The sequence below is a fragment of the Streptomyces sp. AF1A genome, assembly GCF_047340315.1.
Lineage (GTDB): Bacteria > Actinomycetota > Actinomycetes > Streptomycetales > Streptomycetaceae > Streptomyces.
Window position 1 is genome coordinate 1 of record NZ_JBLEBI010000149.1, and the last position, 17,457, is coordinate 17,457.

At 72.7% G+C, this 17,457-nt stretch carries 13 protein-coding genes and 2 pseudogenes; 9 read left to right on the forward strand and 6 right to left on the reverse strand.

The annotated features are described in order from the left end of the window. Positions 1 to 9: 9 nt before the first annotated feature. The 3 genes and pseudogenes from ACLU3S_RS28560 to ACLU3S_RS28570 all read right to left on the reverse strand — a co-directional run. Entirely contained in the window at positions 10 to 1,104 is a 1,095-nt protein-coding gene (locus tag ACLU3S_RS28560; RefSeq protein ID WP_413954844.1) for a mechanosensitive ion channel family protein, read from the reverse strand. 321 nt (positions 1,105 to 1,425) lie between these two features. Next, complete coding sequence (locus ACLU3S_RS28565; RefSeq protein WP_413954845.1) at positions 1,426 to 2,190, reverse strand: crotonase/enoyl-CoA hydratase family protein; 765 nt, start codon at positions 2,188 to 2,190, stop codon at positions 1,426 to 1,428. A gap of 39 nt (positions 2,191 to 2,229) precedes the next feature. Next, positions 2,230 to 2,490, reverse strand: a pseudogene (locus tag ACLU3S_RS28570) (lysylphosphatidylglycerol synthase domain-containing protein); the annotation flags it as partial. Positions 2,491 to 2,613: 123 nt separating this feature from the next. Here ACLU3S_RS28570 and ACLU3S_RS28575 point away from each other — a divergent pair. Further along, entirely contained in the window at positions 2,614 to 4,533 is a 1,920-nt protein-coding gene (locus ACLU3S_RS28575; RefSeq protein WP_413954856.1) for an ABC transporter ATP-binding protein, read from the forward strand. A 120-nt stretch (positions 4,534 to 4,653) separates the two neighbouring features. Here the strand turns inward: ACLU3S_RS28575 and ACLU3S_RS28580 are convergent, their stop codons facing one another. The 3 genes from ACLU3S_RS28580 to ACLU3S_RS28590 all read right to left on the reverse strand — a co-directional run bounded on the left by ACLU3S_RS28580 (position 4,654) and on the right by ACLU3S_RS28590 (position 8,755). Beyond that, the gene (locus tag ACLU3S_RS28580) at positions 4,654 to 5,622 is read right to left on the reverse strand and encodes a glycosyltransferase family 2 protein (RefSeq protein ID WP_413954846.1); all 969 of its coding nucleotides are present in this window, start codon (positions 5,620 to 5,622) and stop codon (positions 4,654 to 4,656) included. A 195-nt stretch (positions 5,623 to 5,817) separates the two neighbouring features. Next, positions 5,818 to 6,174, reverse strand: coding sequence for a hypothetical protein (locus ACLU3S_RS28585; protein WP_413954847.1), 357 nt, complete (start codon positions 6,172 to 6,174; stop codon positions 5,818 to 5,820). A gap of 187 nt (positions 6,175 to 6,361) precedes the next feature. Then, the gene (locus tag ACLU3S_RS28590; protein WP_413954848.1) at positions 6,362 to 8,755 is read right to left on the reverse strand and encodes a glycosyltransferase; all 2,394 of its coding nucleotides are present in this window, start codon (positions 8,753 to 8,755) and stop codon (positions 6,362 to 6,364) included. Between the two features lie 402 nt (positions 8,756 to 9,157). Between ACLU3S_RS28590 and ACLU3S_RS28595 the strand changes: the two genes are divergently transcribed. The 8 genes and pseudogenes from ACLU3S_RS28595 to ACLU3S_RS28630 all read left to right on the forward strand — a co-directional run bounded on the left by ACLU3S_RS28595 (position 9,158) and on the right by ACLU3S_RS28630 (position 17,298). Further along, positions 9,158 to 9,373, forward strand: a complete 216-nt coding sequence (locus ACLU3S_RS28595; protein ID WP_413954849.1) for a hypothetical protein — start codon at positions 9,158 to 9,160, stop codon at positions 9,371 to 9,373. 225 nt (positions 9,374 to 9,598) lie between these two features. Further along, positions 9,599 to 10,957 carry a lectin gene (locus ACLU3S_RS28600; RefSeq protein WP_413954850.1) on the forward strand — a complete coding sequence of 453 codons (1,359 nt, stop codon included), beginning with the start codon at positions 9,599 to 9,601 and terminating at the stop codon, positions 10,955 to 10,957. Between the two features lie 98 nt (positions 10,958 to 11,055). Next, positions 11,056 to 11,355: pseudogene (locus ACLU3S_RS28605) on the forward strand (coagulation factor 5/8 type domain-containing protein); the annotation flags it as partial. An 88-nt stretch (positions 11,356 to 11,443) separates the two neighbouring features. Next, a complete protein-coding gene (locus ACLU3S_RS28610; protein ID WP_413954851.1) occupies positions 11,444 to 11,704 on the forward strand; it encodes a hypothetical protein in 261 nt (86 codons plus the stop codon). Then, positions 11,701 to 14,070: a glycoside hydrolase family 65 protein gene (locus ACLU3S_RS28615; RefSeq protein ID WP_413954852.1), complete on the forward strand. Its 2,370-nt coding sequence runs from the start codon at positions 11,701 to 11,703 to the stop codon at positions 14,068 to 14,070. Before ACLU3S_RS28610 ends, ACLU3S_RS28615 begins: the two co-directional genes overlap by 4 nt. A 155-nt stretch (positions 14,071 to 14,225) precedes the next feature. After that, on the forward strand, positions 14,226 to 15,068 hold the full coding sequence (locus tag ACLU3S_RS28620; protein WP_413954853.1) for a LytR/AlgR family response regulator transcription factor: 843 nt from the start codon (positions 14,226 to 14,228) through the stop codon (positions 15,066 to 15,068). Positions 15,069 to 15,195: 127 nt separating this feature from the next. Continuing rightward, positions 15,196 to 15,567, forward strand: a complete 372-nt coding sequence (locus ACLU3S_RS28625) for a hypothetical protein (RefSeq protein WP_413954854.1) — start codon at positions 15,196 to 15,198, stop codon at positions 15,565 to 15,567. Positions 15,568 to 15,579: 12 nt separating this feature from the next. Then, positions 15,580 to 17,298: a cation acetate symporter gene (locus tag ACLU3S_RS28630; protein WP_413954855.1), complete on the forward strand. Its 1,719-nt coding sequence runs from the start codon at positions 15,580 to 15,582 to the stop codon at positions 17,296 to 17,298. Positions 17,299 to 17,457: the final 159 nt, after the last annotated feature.

The window sequence follows — 17,457 nt, forward strand, 5'->3', positions numbered from 1 at the left end:
GTCGCCGACTCAGCCCTCGACGGCCGAGTCGCCGGTGGCGATGCCCTCCGCGCTGCGCTGGTGCGGTATCACCACCGTGCCCTGCTGCAGGGCCACCGTGCGGGTGGGGGCCGGGATGCGGATGCCCTCCTCGCGGTAGCGGCGGTGCAGGCGTTTGATGAACTCGTGCTTGACCCGGTACTGGTCGCTGAACTCCCCGACGCCGAGGATCACCGTGAACCCGATCCGGGAGTCGCCGAAGGTGTGGAAGCGGATGGCGGGTTCGTGGTCCGGCAGGGCGCCGTCGACCTCCCGCATCGTCTGCGAGATCACCTCCTGGGTCACCCGCTCGACGTGCTCCAGGTCGGCGTCGTAGCTCACGCCCACCTGCACCAGCACCGTCAGATGCTGCTCGGGCCGCGTGTAGTTGGTCATGTTGGCCTTGGCGAGCTGGCCGTTGGGGATGACCACGAGGTTGTTGGACAGCTGGCGGACGGTCGTCTGGCGCCAGTTGATGTCGACGACGTACCCCTCCTCGCCGCTGCTGAGCCGGATGTAGTCGCCCGGCTGGACGGTCTTGGAGGCCAGGATGTGGACGCCCGCGAAGAGGTTGGCGAGCGTGTCCTGCAGGGCGAGGGCCACCGCGAGACCGCCGACGCCGAGTGCGGTCAGCAGGGGCGCTATCGAGATGCCCAGGGTCTGCAGGACGACCAGGAAGCCGATGGCGAGCACCAGCACCCGGGTGATGTTGACGAAGATCGTCGCGGAACCCGCCACGCCCGAGCGGGACTGCGTGACCGAGCGGACCAGCCCGGCCACGACCCGGGCCGCCGACAGGGTCACCACGAAGATCAGCCACACCTCGAGGATCTGGTTCACGTGGTGCTGCACGGTACGGGTCAGGGGCAGCACCACGGCTGCCGCCGCCACGCCGGCCGCGATCGCCGCCCAGGGCACGACCGAGCGCAGCGCGTCCACGATGACGTCGTCGCCCGTCCAGCGAGTCCGCTTGGCGTGCTTGGCCAGCCAGCGCAGCAGCGTGCGGGAGAAGAAGGCGAGCAACAGGCCCGCCGCGACGGAGATTCCGGCGAGTACGAGGTCGTCCACGGTCAGTGCGCGGTTCACCGGACACCTCCGGAGCGCCGTCCTGCTGCGGAGTTGGGAAGTCTCGTCACGTAGTCACCTGCTCGATGTGCGGATGTGCGATCGCGCCGGTCCCCGAACTCCGGTGACCGGCGCGATGGTTCATCCTGCCGTATCCGGCACGCCGGTCCGCACCGGCCGGCGCGGGGCGATCCGGTACCGCGGCGGGCCCAGGCCGATCCGGACGCCGGGACCGGGGTCGCTCGTGCGCGGGGTGGGTCGGTCACGCGTCCGTGAACGTGCGGTGCCGTGCGGCGTCGGAGGTGAGTTCGGGTGGCGTCGGTCGTGCGCGGAGTCGGTCCGTCACAGGTCCGTGAACGAGCCGTGCCGTCCGGCGCCCGAGGCGAAGCGGGCGGCGCCGGCCGCGCTCTGCGCCAGCACGCCCATGCCGTACCGGAGTTCGCCGCGCAGTGCCGTCGGCTCGTCCAGGCCCTCCTGGTCGAGGAGCGACGCGCGATCGCTGCGCAGGCAGGCCTGCGGGAAGCGGGCGATGTCCGCGGCCAGCGACTCCGCCTCGGCGCGCGCGGCGCCCGTCGGCACCACGCGGTTGGCGAGCCCCATCTCGTACGCCTCGCGGGCCGGCACCGGACGGCCGGTCAGGATCAGGTCCATGGCCCGGCTCGCGCCGATCAGCCGGGGCAGCCGCACCGTGCCGCCGTCGATCAGCGGCACGCCCCAGCGGCGGCAGAACACCCCGAACACCGCGTCCTCCTCCGCCACCCGCAGATCGCACCACAGGGCCAGTTCCAGCCCGCCCGCCACGGCGTGCCCGGCGACGGCCGCGATCACCGGCTTGGACAACCGCATCCGCGTCGGCCCCATCGGCCCGTCACCGTCCTCGGCCACCCGGTTGCCCCGCTCGGTGCCGATCGCCTTCAGGTCCGCCCCGGCGCAGAACGTGCCGCCCTCGCCCCACAGCACCGCCACCCGGGCGTCGTCGTCCGCCTCGAACTCCCGGAAGACGTCGGCGAGTTCGGCGGCCGTGGGGCCGTCCACGGCGTTGCGCGCCCCGGGGCGGGACAGGATGACGGTGGTGACGTACTCCTTGCGCTCCACGCGGACCGGCACGGCTCACTCCCTTGGTTCGGCTGGGAGGGCCACTCTGCCTCAGATGACCTTCAGCCGCACCAGCGCCCCCAGCGTCAGCGCACCCGGCACCAGCGGCACCCACACGGTGATGATCCGGTAGGCCAGGACCACCGCCGTGGCCACCGAGACCGGGCCGCCCACCGCGACCAGCGCCACGATCAGCGCCGCCTCGACGGAACCGAGTCCGCCCGGGGTGGGGATCGAGGGGACCCTGGGGATCGGGACGGCAGCCACATCGGCAGAGGTTTCCCGCGCCGCCCCAACGGCGGGTGCAGCGGGCGCGGACGCCGGCTTGCAGGGTGTGGTCATCGGGTCCTTCGGGTCGGGGACAGCCGGTGCGGGCGATATCACGCGGACATTGACCTCAATAGAGCTCGAGGTTCTACGGTCTCTCCCATGAGCATGGAGACCACCGCATGGACGCAGCTGCACAGCGTCATGACCGCGCAGGCGGAACGCCGACCGTTCGCCCGCGCCACGCTGCGCCGCATCGCCGCCTTCGCCCGCCCGCACCGCGCGGGCATCGTCCGCTTCGTCCTGCTCGGGGTGGTGACCGCGCTGCTCGCCGTGGCGACGCCCGTGCTGGCCGGCCACGTCGTCGACGCGATCGTGTCGGGGCACGACTCCGGCAGGGTGGTCCGCCTGTCCCTGCTCATCGCGCTCGTGGCGCTCGCGGAGGCGGGGCTCGGCATTCTCGGCCGGCGCCTGTCGTCGACGCTCGGGGAGGGACTCATCCTCGACCTCAGAACGGCTGTGTTCGATCATGTGCAGCGCATGCCCGTCGCGTTCTTCACACGGACTCGTACGGGCGCGCTCGTCAGCCGTCTCAACAACGACGTGATCGGCGCCCAGCGGGCGTTCGCCAACACCCTGTCGGGCGTGGTCAGCAACCTGGTCACGCTGCTGCTCACCCTGGCCGTGATGCTCACCCTGTCCTGGCAGATCACGCTGCTGGCGCTGGTGCTGCTGCCGGTGTTCGTGCTGCCCGCGCGCCGCATGGGCAGCCGGATGGCCCGGATGCAGCGGGAGGCGGCGGCGCTGAACGCGGCCATGGGGACGCGGATGACCGAGCGCTTCTCCGCCCCCGGAGCCACCCTGGTCAAGCTGTTCGGCCGCCCGGAGGAGGAGTCGGCGGAGTTCGCGGCCCGCGCCGCCCGGGTCCGGGACATCGGGGTGCGCACGGCGACGGCCCAGTCGGTGTTCATCACCTCCCTCACCCTCGTCTCGGCCCTCGCGCTGGCCCTCGTCTACGGCCTCGGCGGCTGGTTCGCGCTGCGCGGCACCCTTCAGGCGGGTGCGGTCGTCTCGCTCTCGCTGCTGCTGACCCGGATGTACGCCCCGCTCACGGCGCTCGCCGGGGCCCGGGTCGAGGTGATGAGCGCGATCGTCAGCTTCGAGCGGGTCTTCGAGGTGCTGGACCTGAAGCCGCTGATCGAGGAGAAGCCCGGGGCCGGCGAGGTCCCCGAGGGCCCGGTCGCCGTCGAGTTCGACGAGGTCCGCTTCTCCTACCCGTCGGCCGACCAGGTCTCCCTGGCGTCCCTGGAGGAGGTCGCCGCCCTCGACACCCGCGGCGGCACCGAGGTCCTGCACGGCATCTCCTTCCGCGCGGAGCCCGGCCGGACCGTCGCCCTCGTCGGCTCGTCCGGCGCCGGGAAGTCGACCATCGCCCAGCTCCTGCCGCGCCTGTACGACGTCGACGCGGGCGCCGTGCGCATCGGGGGCGTCGACGTCCGCGACCTGACCTTCGCCTCGCTGCGGGCCACGCTCGGCATGGTCACCCAGGACGGCCACCTGTTCCACGACACCGTCCGCGCCAACCTGCTGCTGGCATCCCCCGACGCCACCGACGAGGAGCTGTGGGACGCGCTCGGCCGCGCCCGCCTCGCCGAGGTCGTGCGGTCGTTGCCGGACGGCCTGGACACCGTGGTCGGCGAGCGCGGCTACCGGCTCTCCGGCGGCGAGCGCCAGCGCATGACCATCGCCCGGCTGCTGCTGGCCCGCCAGCGCGTGGTCATCCTCGACGAGGCCACCGCCCATCTGGACAACACCTCCGAGGCGGCCGTCCAGGAGGCCCTGGCCGAGGCTCTGGAGGGCCGCACCGCCGTGGTGATCGCCCACCGTCTGTCCACGGTCCGCGCCGCCGACCAGATCCTGGTGGTGGAGTCCGGCCGCATCGCCGAACGGGGCACCCACGACGAGCTGCTCGCGGCGGACGGCCGCTACGCCGAGCTGTACCGGACCCAGTTCGCCCAGCGCGACGGGCGCACCGACGTACCGGCGCCGACCGGTACGACGGAACCGGCCGGGACGGCCCCGGCCTGACCGGCGCCGGCTGCAGGCAGCGGGCGGTCCGTTCGGCCGGCGGGAAGGCAGTGCGCGAGGCACGGCGGGGCGAGGGGGCAGGGAAGCGCCGGCAGGGAAGCGCCCTTTCCCTGCCCCTCGTCACACGGCGGATGCCGCCGGGGCCTCCTGCCTTTCCCGGCCGGGCGGGTCGGCGGCCTCGCGGTGAGCGGCCAGCGCCTTCTCCAAGCGCCGGATGTGGTAGTACTGCACCCGCGTGGTCCGCTGCAGGGCCATGACCGCGCTGAGGAACTGGTCCATCTCGGCGGCCCGGGTGAGGATGTCGTCGGGCACGTTCTCGTCCCGCAGGCAGGCTTCCGCGTCCTGGCTCAGCACGGCGTGTGCCCAGCCGCGGGTGATCGGCTTGAACAGGTCCGGGTGGTTGGCCACGATCCGGGCCCGGATGGCCAGGTCGTTCTCGGCGGCCTCCAGGTGCAGTCCGGTGTCCTTGTTGCGCGCCCCGAACAGCGGCTCGTGGATGTGGTACGCATCGAAGCCGTGCTCGGCGCAGCCGATCCAGAAGTCCCAGTCCTCGCCGGCCCGCATGGTCTCGTCGTAACCGCCCACGGTCTGCCAGGCCTCACGGCGGTACAGCGAGCAGTAGAACATGATCAGTCGCTGGAGCAGCAGTTCTCTGCTGTAGGCGGGCAGGGGCATCACCTGCGGGGGCAGATCGTCGTCGGTGAAGGTGAACACGTCGGTGGAGGCGATGGCGACGCCGGGATCGCCGTCGAGCACCGCGACGGTCTTCTCCAGCATGGTGGGCGCGATCACGTCGTCGGCGTCCAGGGGAAGGATGTAGCGACCGCCGGCGGCCTCGATTCCGGTGTTGCGCGCGGCGGAGACCCCGGCGTTGGCCTGCCGGAGCAGTCTGATGCGCCGGTCGGGATGGCCGGCGATCAGGCGCTGCGTCACCTCGGCGGTGTCGTCGGTGCTGCCGTCGTCGACGACGACCAGTTCCCAGGCCGCGAACGTCTGGGCGAGGACGCTGGACACCGCCTCGGGCAGATAGCGGGCGTAGTTGTGGCACGGGATGACCACCGAAACCACGGGATCGGATCTCTGGGGCATGCGCCGTCTTTCGCTTCGGAACGAGAGGGGAATCGGGAAGGGTCGACAAAGGGAAGGGACGAAGCGGGGCAGGGGGACGGGCCGAAGAGGCCCGTCGGTGGCGGGCGGGCAGGACTCCGCGTCGCCGGGTGCCGGCGGCCCCCTATGGCCCTGTTGGGAGGGCCGTGTCGCAGCGGACCGCCGGATCACCCGCTCCTAGTTCGTGAAGGGGTAGAAGTCGAACAGGTGCCCGTGGTGCCCGTAGTCGCAGAACGTGAGGTTGGCGATCGGGGTGCAGCAGTGGTGGTAGCCGGTGATGGTCACGTTGCCCATGGGCGTGCAGCAATGGCCGTAGTCGGTGATGGTCACGTTGCCGATGGGCGTGCAGGGGTGCTCGGACCCGGAGGTGACGGCGACGCCGCCGGTCGCCTGATCGTGCTGCCCGGAGGCCGCCGACGTGGCGAGCGGCTCCGAGGAGAGGGCCGCGGCATAGGCCGCCTCCGCGCTGTTCATCAGTCCGGCGGTTGCGAGTGCGGCGGGCAGGGCCAGCGAGGATATGACACGGGCTTTCACGGTGGGACCTCTCTTTCGAGTGGGGGGAGTTGCCCCGCGAGGCCGCTGTGTTCCGCGACCGGGGCAGTGGCGCCACCGTAGGAATGTCTTACTTTCCGTGTCAAAACGATTACTCCAAGTGCTGGAGTCGTCGGGTGAGGCGTCAGCGCCGGCCCGGGTCGGCCGGGACGGTCCCCGGCCGGGTCGGTCAGGACGGGGTCAGGGACCCGACGCGCGCCGGGTCAGGGGTGTGGTGCGGATGCAGCACTTCGAGGTCGGGCAGGGCCCAGCAGGCGGTGCCCATGTCCCGGGCCATCGCGGCCAGGCCCTCGGTCTCGATGAGGTGCTGGTACGGGAAGCACGGGAAGGTCAGGCCGTCGCGGTGGAGGTCGGCGCGCACCAGCAGTGCCGTGCCGCCGACCGAGTCGACGCGGACCAGCCCCTGTCCGCGCAACTCGTCGAGGTAGGTCCGGCCGAACCCCTTGGGCGGCTGCAGGATGCCGTCGCGCAGCCATGGGGACCAGTCGAGCGTGCCGGCCCTGCGGTGCAGGACGAACGTGTTCAGGTCGTACGTCGGCCCGCCCGCCGTGGTGGCGCAGTGCGGGACGACGATGTCCTTGCGCGCTCCGAGGAGACGCTGGATCAGGTCGGCGGGACAGTCGGTGACGTCGACGTCGAGCCACAGCACCCACTCCTCGTCGGCCAGGGCCCGGGAGAGCAGATGGTTGCGGGCCCTGGCCAGCACCGAACGGCGTCGGCGCTGCACGCCCGGTTCCCAGCGGGGGCCCTCCAACTGCAGGCCGAAGTCGCGGTGCACCAGGGTGACCCGCCGGTACTCCGCCTCCAGGCCGGGCAGGAGCTGGTGGAGCAGTTCTCGCGTCGTGTCCCTGCTGTCGCCCTCCAGCAGGCCCACCGAGATGGCCTCGCGCGGGTAGTCCAGGGCGCGAAGGCTCTCCACATAGCGGGGCAGGAACGCGGCCGCGTCCTTGACGGGGGTGAGCACCAGCACCCGTGGCCGCTCGCTCGCCGGGCCGGGGGCCGGCTCTGCGGCCGTCCGCGCTCCCTGGGGGCCGGCCAGGGCGGCGGCGGGGCCCGTCTCGGCGTGCGCGATGTCCTTCGGCTCGATCGGCAGCCGGGCCGCCATGGCCTGCAGTCGCTCGGCGTAGGCGCCGGGTTCGGCCCAGATCTCGGTCGCCACGTCGAAGTGCTCCGCGAAATGCGACTCGTCGAACGTATTGCTGCCGTGGCACACATACGTGTACAGCTCGGGCGCGTCCACCGACACCACCCGGCAGGTGCGGACCACCCCTTCAGCCACCGGCGTGTCCTCGCCCCGGCGCAGGGCCGGGTAGCGCGGCAGCCGGTCCTTGGCGCACACCATCGACCCCTCCCACAGGCGCGCGCAGGAGATCGCGAGCTTGCGCCGAGCGGGCCACCACAGCCGCTCGCGGGCGAGGAAGCACGCGTCGACCCCCAGCGCGAGAATCGCCGCCATCTGCGTCTCGATACGCTCCGGGTCGTACAGGTCGTCGTCGTCCCACTGGCACACGTAGGGCCCGCTCGCCCGGTCCACCGCCTCGTTGCGCAGCTCGCCCAACGGCCTTTTCTCCGGCGGGAGTCGGTGGTGGCGGATGCGGGGGTCGCCCAGCTCGAGGATGTGCCGTTCGAGGGCGTCGTCCGTGCCGTCCTCGACGACGACCAGTTCCAGGTTCGGGTAGGTCTGCGCGCGGAAGCATGTGATCGCGCGACGGGCCGTCGACGAGCGGTCCTTGGTCACCATCAGACAGGACACCGTCGGCGCGGGCGCGCCCGATGCCCAGCGGCGGCGCTGCGCGTCCAGGCTGAGCATGCCGTCGGCGAGGGGGAGCATCTGCTGGCTCGTCCAGAACGGGAAGCGTCTGCCGGCGGAGGTCCGTGCCGCGGGGGTGCCGGCCACCCAGCTGCCGGACCAGTGGTGCACGGCGTAGGCACGGTCGTGGTCGGCGTCCTGGGGGCCGAACAGCTCTTTCGCGTACGGGCTCACCTCGGGGTAGAGGACCTCCGGACCGAGGACCGTGATCGAGGCGGGATCCGGGACGCTGTCGACCGCCCTGGTGAGGAAGAAGGGGCCGGTGGCGTCCAGGGCGCTGGCCGCCTTGTGGGAGCCCACCAGTTGCCGGTGCACGTGCGCCCAGAAGGGGTGACCCGGCCGTGACGCGATGAACGCGTTGCCCACGATGCGGGCGAATCCGCGTTGGCGGGCCAGCAGCAGCCGGGTGTGCGCCTCCGGTTCGCAGCCGAGGACGAGTTCGCGCCCGTCGAGGATGTCGTCGACGGGCCTCAGGCACTCGAAGTCCATGTCGACGTAGAGCCCGCCGAAATGGTCGAGCAGGAAATAGCGGATGGCGTCGGCCCGCATGATCGCTTCCGGATACCCGTCGTAGACGGGCAGGAACCACGGATAGTGCTCCTGGAGGAATGCGCGATTGTCCGCGTCGGTCCACAGGCGGTACCCCCAGCCGGGATGGCGGCGACGCCAGGAGTCGGCCCACGCCTCCCATTGGGGAGGTACATCGGAGTCTTTCCAGGTTTGGTGGATCAGGGCGGGAATCTTCTGCTGCATCCGCATTGGGACAGTATGCCTATATGCCGGGATGGCGCGTTTTCCGGCAGACTGCCCGTCAGAACAATCACCCGGGCGGCCCTCCCGACACGCCGGCCCCATCAGTGGGTGGGGTATGCGGCTCAGCTCGCTCGCTCACGGCGGCACGCTCTGTCAACCCGCGCCGGACCTCGTCCGTCAGCTTCTCGCCCCGGCCGGTTCGGCAAGGACCTGCTGTTGCGGCAGCGGGTTGACGCGTTCTGCGAACTCGAGGTTGGTGGAGCCGAGTTGTGGGTAGAGCAAGGTCGGATTACTGGATGTCGGCTCTGGCCGGAGATTGCATGCGCCTGAGCGCATGGAGTGCCCAGTTTGTGTCGCCATCCAGCACGGTTCCCCTCGAGGGGCTCATCTGGAGGTCGGCACATGCCCGTGTGGCTGTCACGTCCTGCTCTCGTCGTGTTGTGTGCGCTGCCGCTGCTGGCCGTCGTGTTGCTGTCCGCACCGGCATGGCTGACCTGGCCTTTCCTGCCGGCCGGGCGCCAGGAGGTCGTGTTGGCCGTCCTCGACCGCCTCGTCCAGTGGGCCCGGGCGGCGGTGTCGCACGCTGACGGCGGCACGGAGCGGGCCATGGTCGAGTAGCTCGCGGCTCGGGGCCCGTTGCGGCCACCTCCGAAGGCCCGGCACGGCCCAGCGTGCCGGGCCTCCGCGCGCGGAGGGCAATCGGGGACACCCTCTTGACCGCCGCTGGTCCGTACCTTTAGCTTCACGCCTTAAATAAAGACTACGGATGCATCAACTCGGGCCCGACCAGCCCGTGTTGACCCCTGCGTCCGTCACCCCCCCCACGCGAAAGGCCACCCGCACATGGCCAGACCTCTTCCCGCAGTCGGCGCGCTCGCCGCCCTCTCCCTCGCCACCGGGCTGCTGACCGCTTCCCCCGCCCAGGCCGCGACCGGCGCCATCACCGGCCTGGCCGGCAAGTGCCTGGACGTCGCCGGGGCCGACCCGGCCGACGGCACGCCCGTCCAGCTCTACGACTGCAACGGCACCGGCGCCCAGCAGTGGACGGTCGGCAGCGACGGCACGATCCGCGCCCTGGGCAAGTGCCTGGACGTGACCGGCAACTCGACCACCGACGGCGCCAAGGTGCAGCTGTGGTCGTGCACCGGCGGCGCGAACCAGAAGTGGACCGTCACCGCCGCCCGCGACATCGTCAACCCGCAGGCGAACAAGTGCCTGGACGTCACCGACAACAACTCCGCCAACGGCAGCCGGATACAGATCTGGAGCTGCAGCGGCGGCGCCAACCAGAAGTGGAACGCCCCCGCGAGCGACGGCGGCAGCACCCCGTCCGCGCCGATGGCCGTGGCACCGTACCTGTACAACGGCTGGGGCAGCCCGCCCGACCCGACCACCGTCACCCGGGCCACCGGCGTGAAGTGGTTCACGCTGGCCTTCGTCCTCAGCAACGGCTACTGCAACCCCCAGTGGGACGGCAGCCGTCCGCTGACCGGCGGTGTCGACCAGCAGACCGTCAGCACCGTGCGGGCGAACGGCGGTGACGTCATCCCCTCGTTCGGCGGCTACAGCGGCAACAAGCTGGAGAGCTCCTGCTCCAGCGCGGGCGAGCTGGCCGCGGCCTACCAGAAGGTCATCAGCGCCTACGGCCTGAAGGCGATCGACATCGACATCGAGGCCGACGCGTACAGCAACCCCACCGTGCAGCAGCGCACCGTGGACGCGCTCAAGACCGTCAAGGCCGACAACCCGGGCCTCAAGGTGTACATCACCATGGGGACCGACCAGAGTGGGCCCGACACCAGCCTCATCAACCGGGCCGCGTCCTCGGGGCTGACCGCGGACGCCTGGGTCATCATGCCGTTCGACTTCGGCGGCGCCGGACAGAACATGGGCAACCTCACCACCCGGGCCGCCGAGGGGCTGAAGAACGCCCTGAAGAACGCGTACCACTACGGCGACGACCAGGCCTACCGGGACATGGGCATCTCGTCGATGAACGGCATCACCGACAACGACGAGACGGTCACGGTGAACGACTTCCGGACCATCCTCGCCTACGCCCAGGCGCACCACCTGGCCCGGCTCACCTTCTGGTCCGCCAACCGCGACCGCCCGTGCACCGGCGGCGGCGCAGACAGCTGCTCCGGCGTCAGCCAGTCCGACTGGGACTACACCCGCGTCCTCGCCGCCTACACCGGCTGACCCCGGCACCCCAGGAGAACCCCCGTGCCTGCCCTCCCTCCCCGGCGCAGACCGACGGCCGTCGCGCTGAGCGCCGCAGCGGCCGCCTGACTGCTCGCCACGGCCCGCCGGACCAGTCCGCCCGGATGAACGGCTCCACGCAGGGCTACCCCTACCGGGTCGCCGACTCCGTCACCAGCCACCAGGCCTACGGTCTCGGCAGCTACTGCTACTTCAGCGCCAACCCGTCGGTCACCGCGGCCCGCGCCATCAAGGCACCGGACAACCCGAACGTCCGCTTCACCAGCATGGTGACCGTCTCCCTGGGCGGCACCGGCACCATCAGCCACGTCATCAACACCACGGGAGGTCCCTCCAACGCGTCGGCCAACGTGGCCGACCTGGTCCGCCACCCCTGATGAAGGGCGGCCCCGGCGGACGTGTGAGGCGTCGTGGCCTGGATACGCGGACTGGACGGCACCAACCGTCCGGGAGGTCGTCCAGGCCATGACCAGCGCACACCGGCCCGCCCGCCACCGCACGGTCACTCTCCGCATCAACGGCACGCCGCACGCCCTGCTCGCCGGCCACCGCCGCGTCCCGCCGGAGCTGCTCCGGGAGGACCTCGATCCGGCCGGTTCCACGCGGGGCCGCGACCACGGCCGGCACGGTGCCCGCACCGTGCCGGCCGCCGGCTGCCGGGCGGACGGCTGTCTGCCGCCGGCCGTGACCCTCGACGGCAGGGAGATCGCCGGGAGGCGGCGGTGACCGAACCCACCTGGGAGTACGAGGGCTACCGGCCCGAGGAGGAACGCCTGCGGGAAGCCCTGTGCACTCTGGGCAACGGCCGCTTCGCCACCCGCGGGGCGCTGCCCGAGTGCACCGCCGACGAGATCCACTACCCGGGCACCTACGCGGCGGGCTGCTACAACCGGCTCACCTCCGAGGTCGCCGGCCGCCAGGTCGGGAACGAGGACATGGTCAACCTGCCCAACTGGCTGCCGCTGCGCTTCCGTCCCACGGGCGGGGACTGGCTCACCCCGGACACCGCGCCCGTCACCGAGCACCACCAGATCCTCCACCTCGGCCCCGGCGTGATGGAGCGCCGTACCCGCTACGCACTCGGCGGCGACGGCACCCTGTTCGTGCGGCAGACGCGGCTCGTCCACCTGGCCGATCCCCATCTCGCCGCGCTGCGCACGGAGTTCACCGCCGACGGACACGGCGTCGACCTGGACGTGGAGGCCGCGCTCGACGGCAGCGTCACCAACGCGGGGGTGGCCCGCTACCTGGCCCTGGCCGGCCGCCACCTCACCGATGTCCGCACCGGCACCGAGGGCCCCGACACCGTGTGGCTGCACTGCCGCACCCGCACCTCCGACATCAGCGTCGCGCTCGCCGAGCGGCTCACCGCCGACGCCCCGGTGACGGACGCGAACGAACTCCAGCGGGCCGTCCAGTACCTGCGCCTCACCCTGCCCCCCGGCCGTACCGTCACGGTCGACAAGACCGTCGCCCTGCACACCTCCCACGACCCCGCCATCGGCGACCCGCTGCGCGCGGCCGTCGACCGCGCCGGCGCCGCGCCCGGCTTCGACGCGCTGCTGGAGACCCACCGCACGGCCTGGGACCAGCTGTGGCGGCGCACCGCGCTCGACGTGCCCGGCGAGCCGGGCAGCATCCTGCGCCTGCACCTGTTCCATGTGCTGCAGACCCTCTCCCCGCACACCGCCGACCTCGACGTCGGCGTCCCCGCGCGCGGACTGCACGGCGAGGCCTACCGCGGGCACGTCTTCTGGGACGAGCTGTTCGTCCTGCCCTACCTCAACCTGCACCTCCCGGAGGTCTCCCGCGCGCTGCTCCGCTACCGGCACCGCCGCCTGGACGCCGCCTGCCGCGCCGCCCGCGAACTCGGGCGGCGCGGCGCGCTGTACCCGTGGCAGAGCGGCAGCGACGGCCGCGAGGAGACCCAGCAGGTGCACCTCAACCCGCGCTCCGGCCGCTGGCTGCCGGACCACTCCCACCTCCAGCGGCACGTCGGCTCGGCGGTGGCGTACAACGTCTGGCAGTACTGCGAGGCCACCGGCGACACCGGGTTCCGGGACGGCGAGGGCGCCGAGATGCTGCTCCAGATCGCCCGCTTCTGGGCGGACTCCGCCGAGTACGACGACCGCCTCGGCCGGTACCGCATCCGTGGGGTGCTCGGACCCGACGAGTACCACGACGCCTACCCCGGAGCGCCCCGGCCCGGCCTCGACGACAACGCGTACACCAACGTCACCGCGGCCTGGGTGCTCACCCGCACCCTGGAACTGCTGCGCACCCTGCCCGAGCCGCGCCGCCGCGAACTCGAGGAGTCCGCGGGCCTGGAACCGGACGAGACCGCCCGCTGGGAGGAGGTCTCCCGCAGCCTCCACGTGCCCTTCCACGACGGGGTGATCAGCCAGTTCGAGGGGTACGGCGACCTCGCGGAGCTGGACTGGGACGGCTACCGCAAGCGGTACGAGGACATCCGGCGCCTGGACCGGATCCTGGAGGCGGAGGGCGACTCCGTCAACCGCTACCAGGCCTCCAAACAGGCCGATGTGCTGATGCTGCGCTATCTGTTCGGCCCCCGTGAACTCAGCGCGCTCTTCCAGCGGCTGGGCTACTGGGTCGACGAGCGGACCTGGGCCGCGACCGTGGACTACTACCTGCACCGCACCAGCCACGGCTCCACCCTCAGCGGCCTGGTCCACGGCTGGATCCTCACCCGGGCCCGCCGCGCCGACGCCTGGCGCTTCGTGCAGGAGGCGCTGCGCGGCGACATCGCCGACCTGCAGGGCGGCACCACCGGCGAGGGCGTCCACCTCGGCGCGATGGCCGGCACCCTGGACCTCGTGCAGCGCGGACTGACCGGCCTGGAGACCCGGGACGGAGCCCTCTGGCTCGACCCCGTCCCGCTCCCCGAACTCTCCTCCTACGGCTTCCACATCCGCTACCGGGGCAACTGGGGCGTGGGCCTGCGGCTGCGTAGCGGCCTGCTGGAACTCGCCGTGCCCGACTCCGACGGCTCGCCGATCGACGTCCGGCTGCCGGACCGGGTGGTGACGGTGCGCCCGGGGGAGACGGTCCGGCTGGTGCTGCCCGACTGACCCGTCGGACGCCGGCCACCGGACACCGGTGCACGAGCCGCGGCCGCTCGGCGATGCTCCCCGTGTCCGAGGACCGGCCAGCCCCGAGGAGACCCGGCGGGACGCCCGAAGCCCGCCACCTCGACGGCGGCGGCCGGGCAGGCCACCATGCACAGGTGGGACGGAGAAAGGAGCCGCACACCGTGCAGTCGCGCGCCGACGCCCCGTTGCGGGCCCTCGCGGTGGACGACGAGGAACCCGCGCTCGAAGAGCTGCTGTACCTGCTGGGCAAGGACCCGCGGGTCGGCAGCGCGGTGCCCGCGCGGACGGCCACCGAGGCACTGCGCCGGCTGAGCCGGGCCGCGCAGGCGGGCCCGGACGGGCCTGACGCCGTCGACGTCGTCTTCCTGGACATCGACATGCCCGGTCTGAACGGCCTCGAACTGGCCCGGCTGCTGGGCGGGTTCGCCGCGCCGCCACTGATCGTCTTCGTCACCGCCCACGAGGACTTCGCCGTCCGCGCCTTCGACCTCAAGGCCGTCGACTACCTGCTCAAGCCGCTGCGCCAGGAGCGGTTCGCCGAGGCCGTACGGCGGGTGGCCGAACTGGTCCGGGCCGGGCAGGGACCCCGGCGCGCCGGCACCGCGGCCGAGCCGGCGCCGGCGTTCGGCGACCAGGTCCCCGTGGAGCTGGGCGGGGTCACCCGGTTCGTGCCCCTCGCCGACATCACCTACGTCGAGGCGCAGGGCGACTACGCGCGGCTGCACACCCGGCACGGCAGCCACCTGGTGCGCGTTCCGCTGTCCACCCTGGAGGAGCAGTGGCGCCCGCGCGGGTTCGTGCGCATCCACCGCAGCCGGCTGGTCGCCCTCGGCCGCATCGAGGAACTCCGCCTGGACGGCGGCAACCTGACCGTCCGGATCGGCGACCGCCTCCTCGCCGTGAGCCGGCGCAACGCCCGCGAACTGCGCGACCTCCTCGCCCGACGCGCCAAAGGCTCGGCGCGCGGGGCGCGTTGAGCGGGCCGCCTCGCCCGTGCGGGGTGACGGACCTGTGTCGATTCGCGTCCGGCGGCTGTCTCCCCGGTGGCCCGCTGCGTACACTCGCCGCACACAAGGTGATCACCGCTGGCGTCGGGAGTGCGTGATGGGTGCGGAATCCGTCCCTCGCAGAGAGGTGGTCACCGGACGGCCGCGCACCCCCGCCGGCCGCACGGCGCCGGTCCCCACGCCGCACCCCGCCGCTCGCGACGAGAGCGCACTCCACGTTCTGATGCGCCGTCAGTTGCGGGCCGGCCTCGCCGTGACCGCGCTGCTCACGGCCGCGCTCGGCCTGCTCCCGGTGCTCCTGCGGATCCTGCCGCTCAGCGGCGCCTCGCCCCGCGTCCCCCTCGCCGTCTGGCTCCTCCTGGGCGTGGCACCGTACCCGGCGCTGCTCGCCATCGGCGCCTGGTACGTCCGCCGCGCCGAGCACAACGAGAGCGCGCCCGCCGCCCACGCCCCCGCCGAACACTCCTGACCGGGCGGGCCGTTGAACCGGACGTACGGCATCGCGGGCGTGACGGCGGTGGTCCTCGCCACGGTCCTCGTCGGCGCGCTGGGGCTGCGCATCTCCCGCACCACCTCCGACTTCTACGTCGCCTCGCGGACCGTCGCGCCCCGCCTCAACGCCTGCGCGGTCAGCGGCGAGTACCTGTCCGCGGCCTCCTTCCTGGGCGTCGCCGGACTCGTCCTCGCCGAGGGCGTCGACATGCTGTGGTTCCCCATCGGCTACACCGCCGGCTTCCTCGTCCTGCTGGCCTTCGTCGCGGCCCCGCTGCGCCGCTCGGGCGCCTACACCCTGCCGGACTTCGCCGAGGCCCGGCTCGAGTCCCGCGCGGTCCGCCGGATCGCCGGCGTGCTGGTCGTCGGCATCGGCTGGCTCTACCTGCTGCCCCAGCTGCGCGGCGCCGGGCTCACCCTGCGGCTGCTCACCGGGGTCCCGGGCTGGCTGGGCGGGCTGGTCGTCGCCGCCGTGGTGACCGGGGCCGTCGCCGCCGGCGGGATGCGCAGCATCACCTTCGTCCAGGCCTTCCAGTACTGGCTGAAACTCACCGCTCTGCTGGTGCCCGTGGTGTTCCTGCTGCTCGCCTGGCGCGCCGACCACGCCCCCGCGCCCTCCTGGGACGAACGGCCCGTCTTCCACCGCACCACCGCGGTACGCATCGACCGGCCGCTCACCCTCACCGTGCGCGAACCGGTCCGCGTCACCGCGTCCGGCACCGTCGACGGCCGCTCGCTGCACGGCCGTTCGCTGTCCCTGGACGAGGGCCGCCACCGGATCGGCGCGGACACCACCCTGCGCTTTGCCGCCGGCGCCCGCGTCCCCCTGCCGGACCGCGCGCCCGAGCGCGCCGCCGCCTCCAGCTGGGCCAGACCGCTGGCGCCGGACCGCGAACAGCACGGCCTGTACGCCACCTACGGGCTGATCCTCGCCACCTTCCTCGGCACCATGGGCCTGCCGCACGTCGTCGTCCGCTTCTACACCAACCCCGACGGCCGCGCCGCCCGCCGCACCACCGTCGTCGTCCTCGGGCTGCTCGGCGCCTTCTACCTGCTGATGCCCCTGTACGGGATGCTGGGCCGGCTCTACGCGCCCGACCTGCTGCTCACCGGCGACACCGACGCGGCGGTCCTCGTGCTGCCGCAGCGGCTGCTCGGCGGGGTCACCGGCGATCTGCTCGGCGCCCTCGTCGCCGGGGGTGCCTGCGCGGCGTTCCTGTCCACCGCCTCCGGACTGACCATGTCCGTGGCGGGCGTCCTCGCCCAGGACGTGCTGCCCGCGCTGGGCATCCGGCACTTCCGGCTCGCCGCCCTGCCCGCGATCGCGGTGCCGACGGCGGCGGGCGCCGTGGTCAGCGACCTGCCGGTGGCCGACGCGGTGGGACTGGCCTTCGCCGTCTCCGCCTCCTCCTTCTGCCCGCTGCTCGTCCTCGGGATCTGGTGGCGCGGCCTGACCCCGCCCGGTGCCATCGCCGGACTCCTGCTGGGGGGCGGCTCGGCGCTCACCGCGGTGACGGCCACCATCGCGGGCGCCCCCCGCTCGGGCCCGCTGCACACGCTGCTGGCCTGGCCCGCCGTCTGGTCCGTGCCCGTGGGCTTCGCCGCCATGGTGCTGACCTCCCTCGCCACCCGCGACCGCGTCCCGCCCGGCACCACCGCCACCATGGCCCGCCTGCACCTGCCCGAACCGGTCCCCACCCGCCCCTGACGGCGGCCCTTGCCGGCCACCCCTGACGGAAGGAGCACCGTGCACGCCCGTCCCACCGCCCCCGCCCGGACGCGCCGGCCATGACCGCGCTGGCCACCGTGGCCCTCGTGCTGGCCGGGCTCGCCCTGTTCGCCCTGGGCGCCGCCCTCGGGCACGCCG

Excerpts from the sequence above, each read along its gene's own strand:
- ACLU3S_RS28575 (WP_413954856.1), top strand. The coding sequence starts at position 2,614 with ATGGAGACCACCGCATGGACGCAGCTGCACAGCGTCATGACCGCGCAG.
- ACLU3S_RS28580 (WP_413954846.1), bottom strand. The coding sequence starts at position 5,622 with ATGCCCCAGAGATCCGATCCCGTGGTTTCGGTGGTCATCCCGTGCCAC.
- ACLU3S_RS28590 (WP_413954848.1), bottom strand. The coding sequence starts at position 8,755 with ATGCAGCAGAAGATTCCCGCCCTGATCCACCAAACCTGGAAAGACTCC.
- ACLU3S_RS28595 (WP_413954849.1), top strand. The coding sequence starts at position 9,158 with ATGCCCGTGTGGCTGTCACGTCCTGCTCTCGTCGTGTTGTGTGCGCTG.
- ACLU3S_RS28600 (WP_413954850.1), top strand. The coding sequence starts at position 9,599 with ATGGCCAGACCTCTTCCCGCAGTCGGCGCGCTCGCCGCCCTCTCCCTC.
- ACLU3S_RS28610 (WP_413954851.1), top strand. The coding sequence starts at position 11,444 with ATGACCAGCGCACACCGGCCCGCCCGCCACCGCACGGTCACTCTCCGC.
- ACLU3S_RS28625 (WP_413954854.1), top strand. The coding sequence starts at position 15,196 with ATGGGTGCGGAATCCGTCCCTCGCAGAGAGGTGGTCACCGGACGGCCG.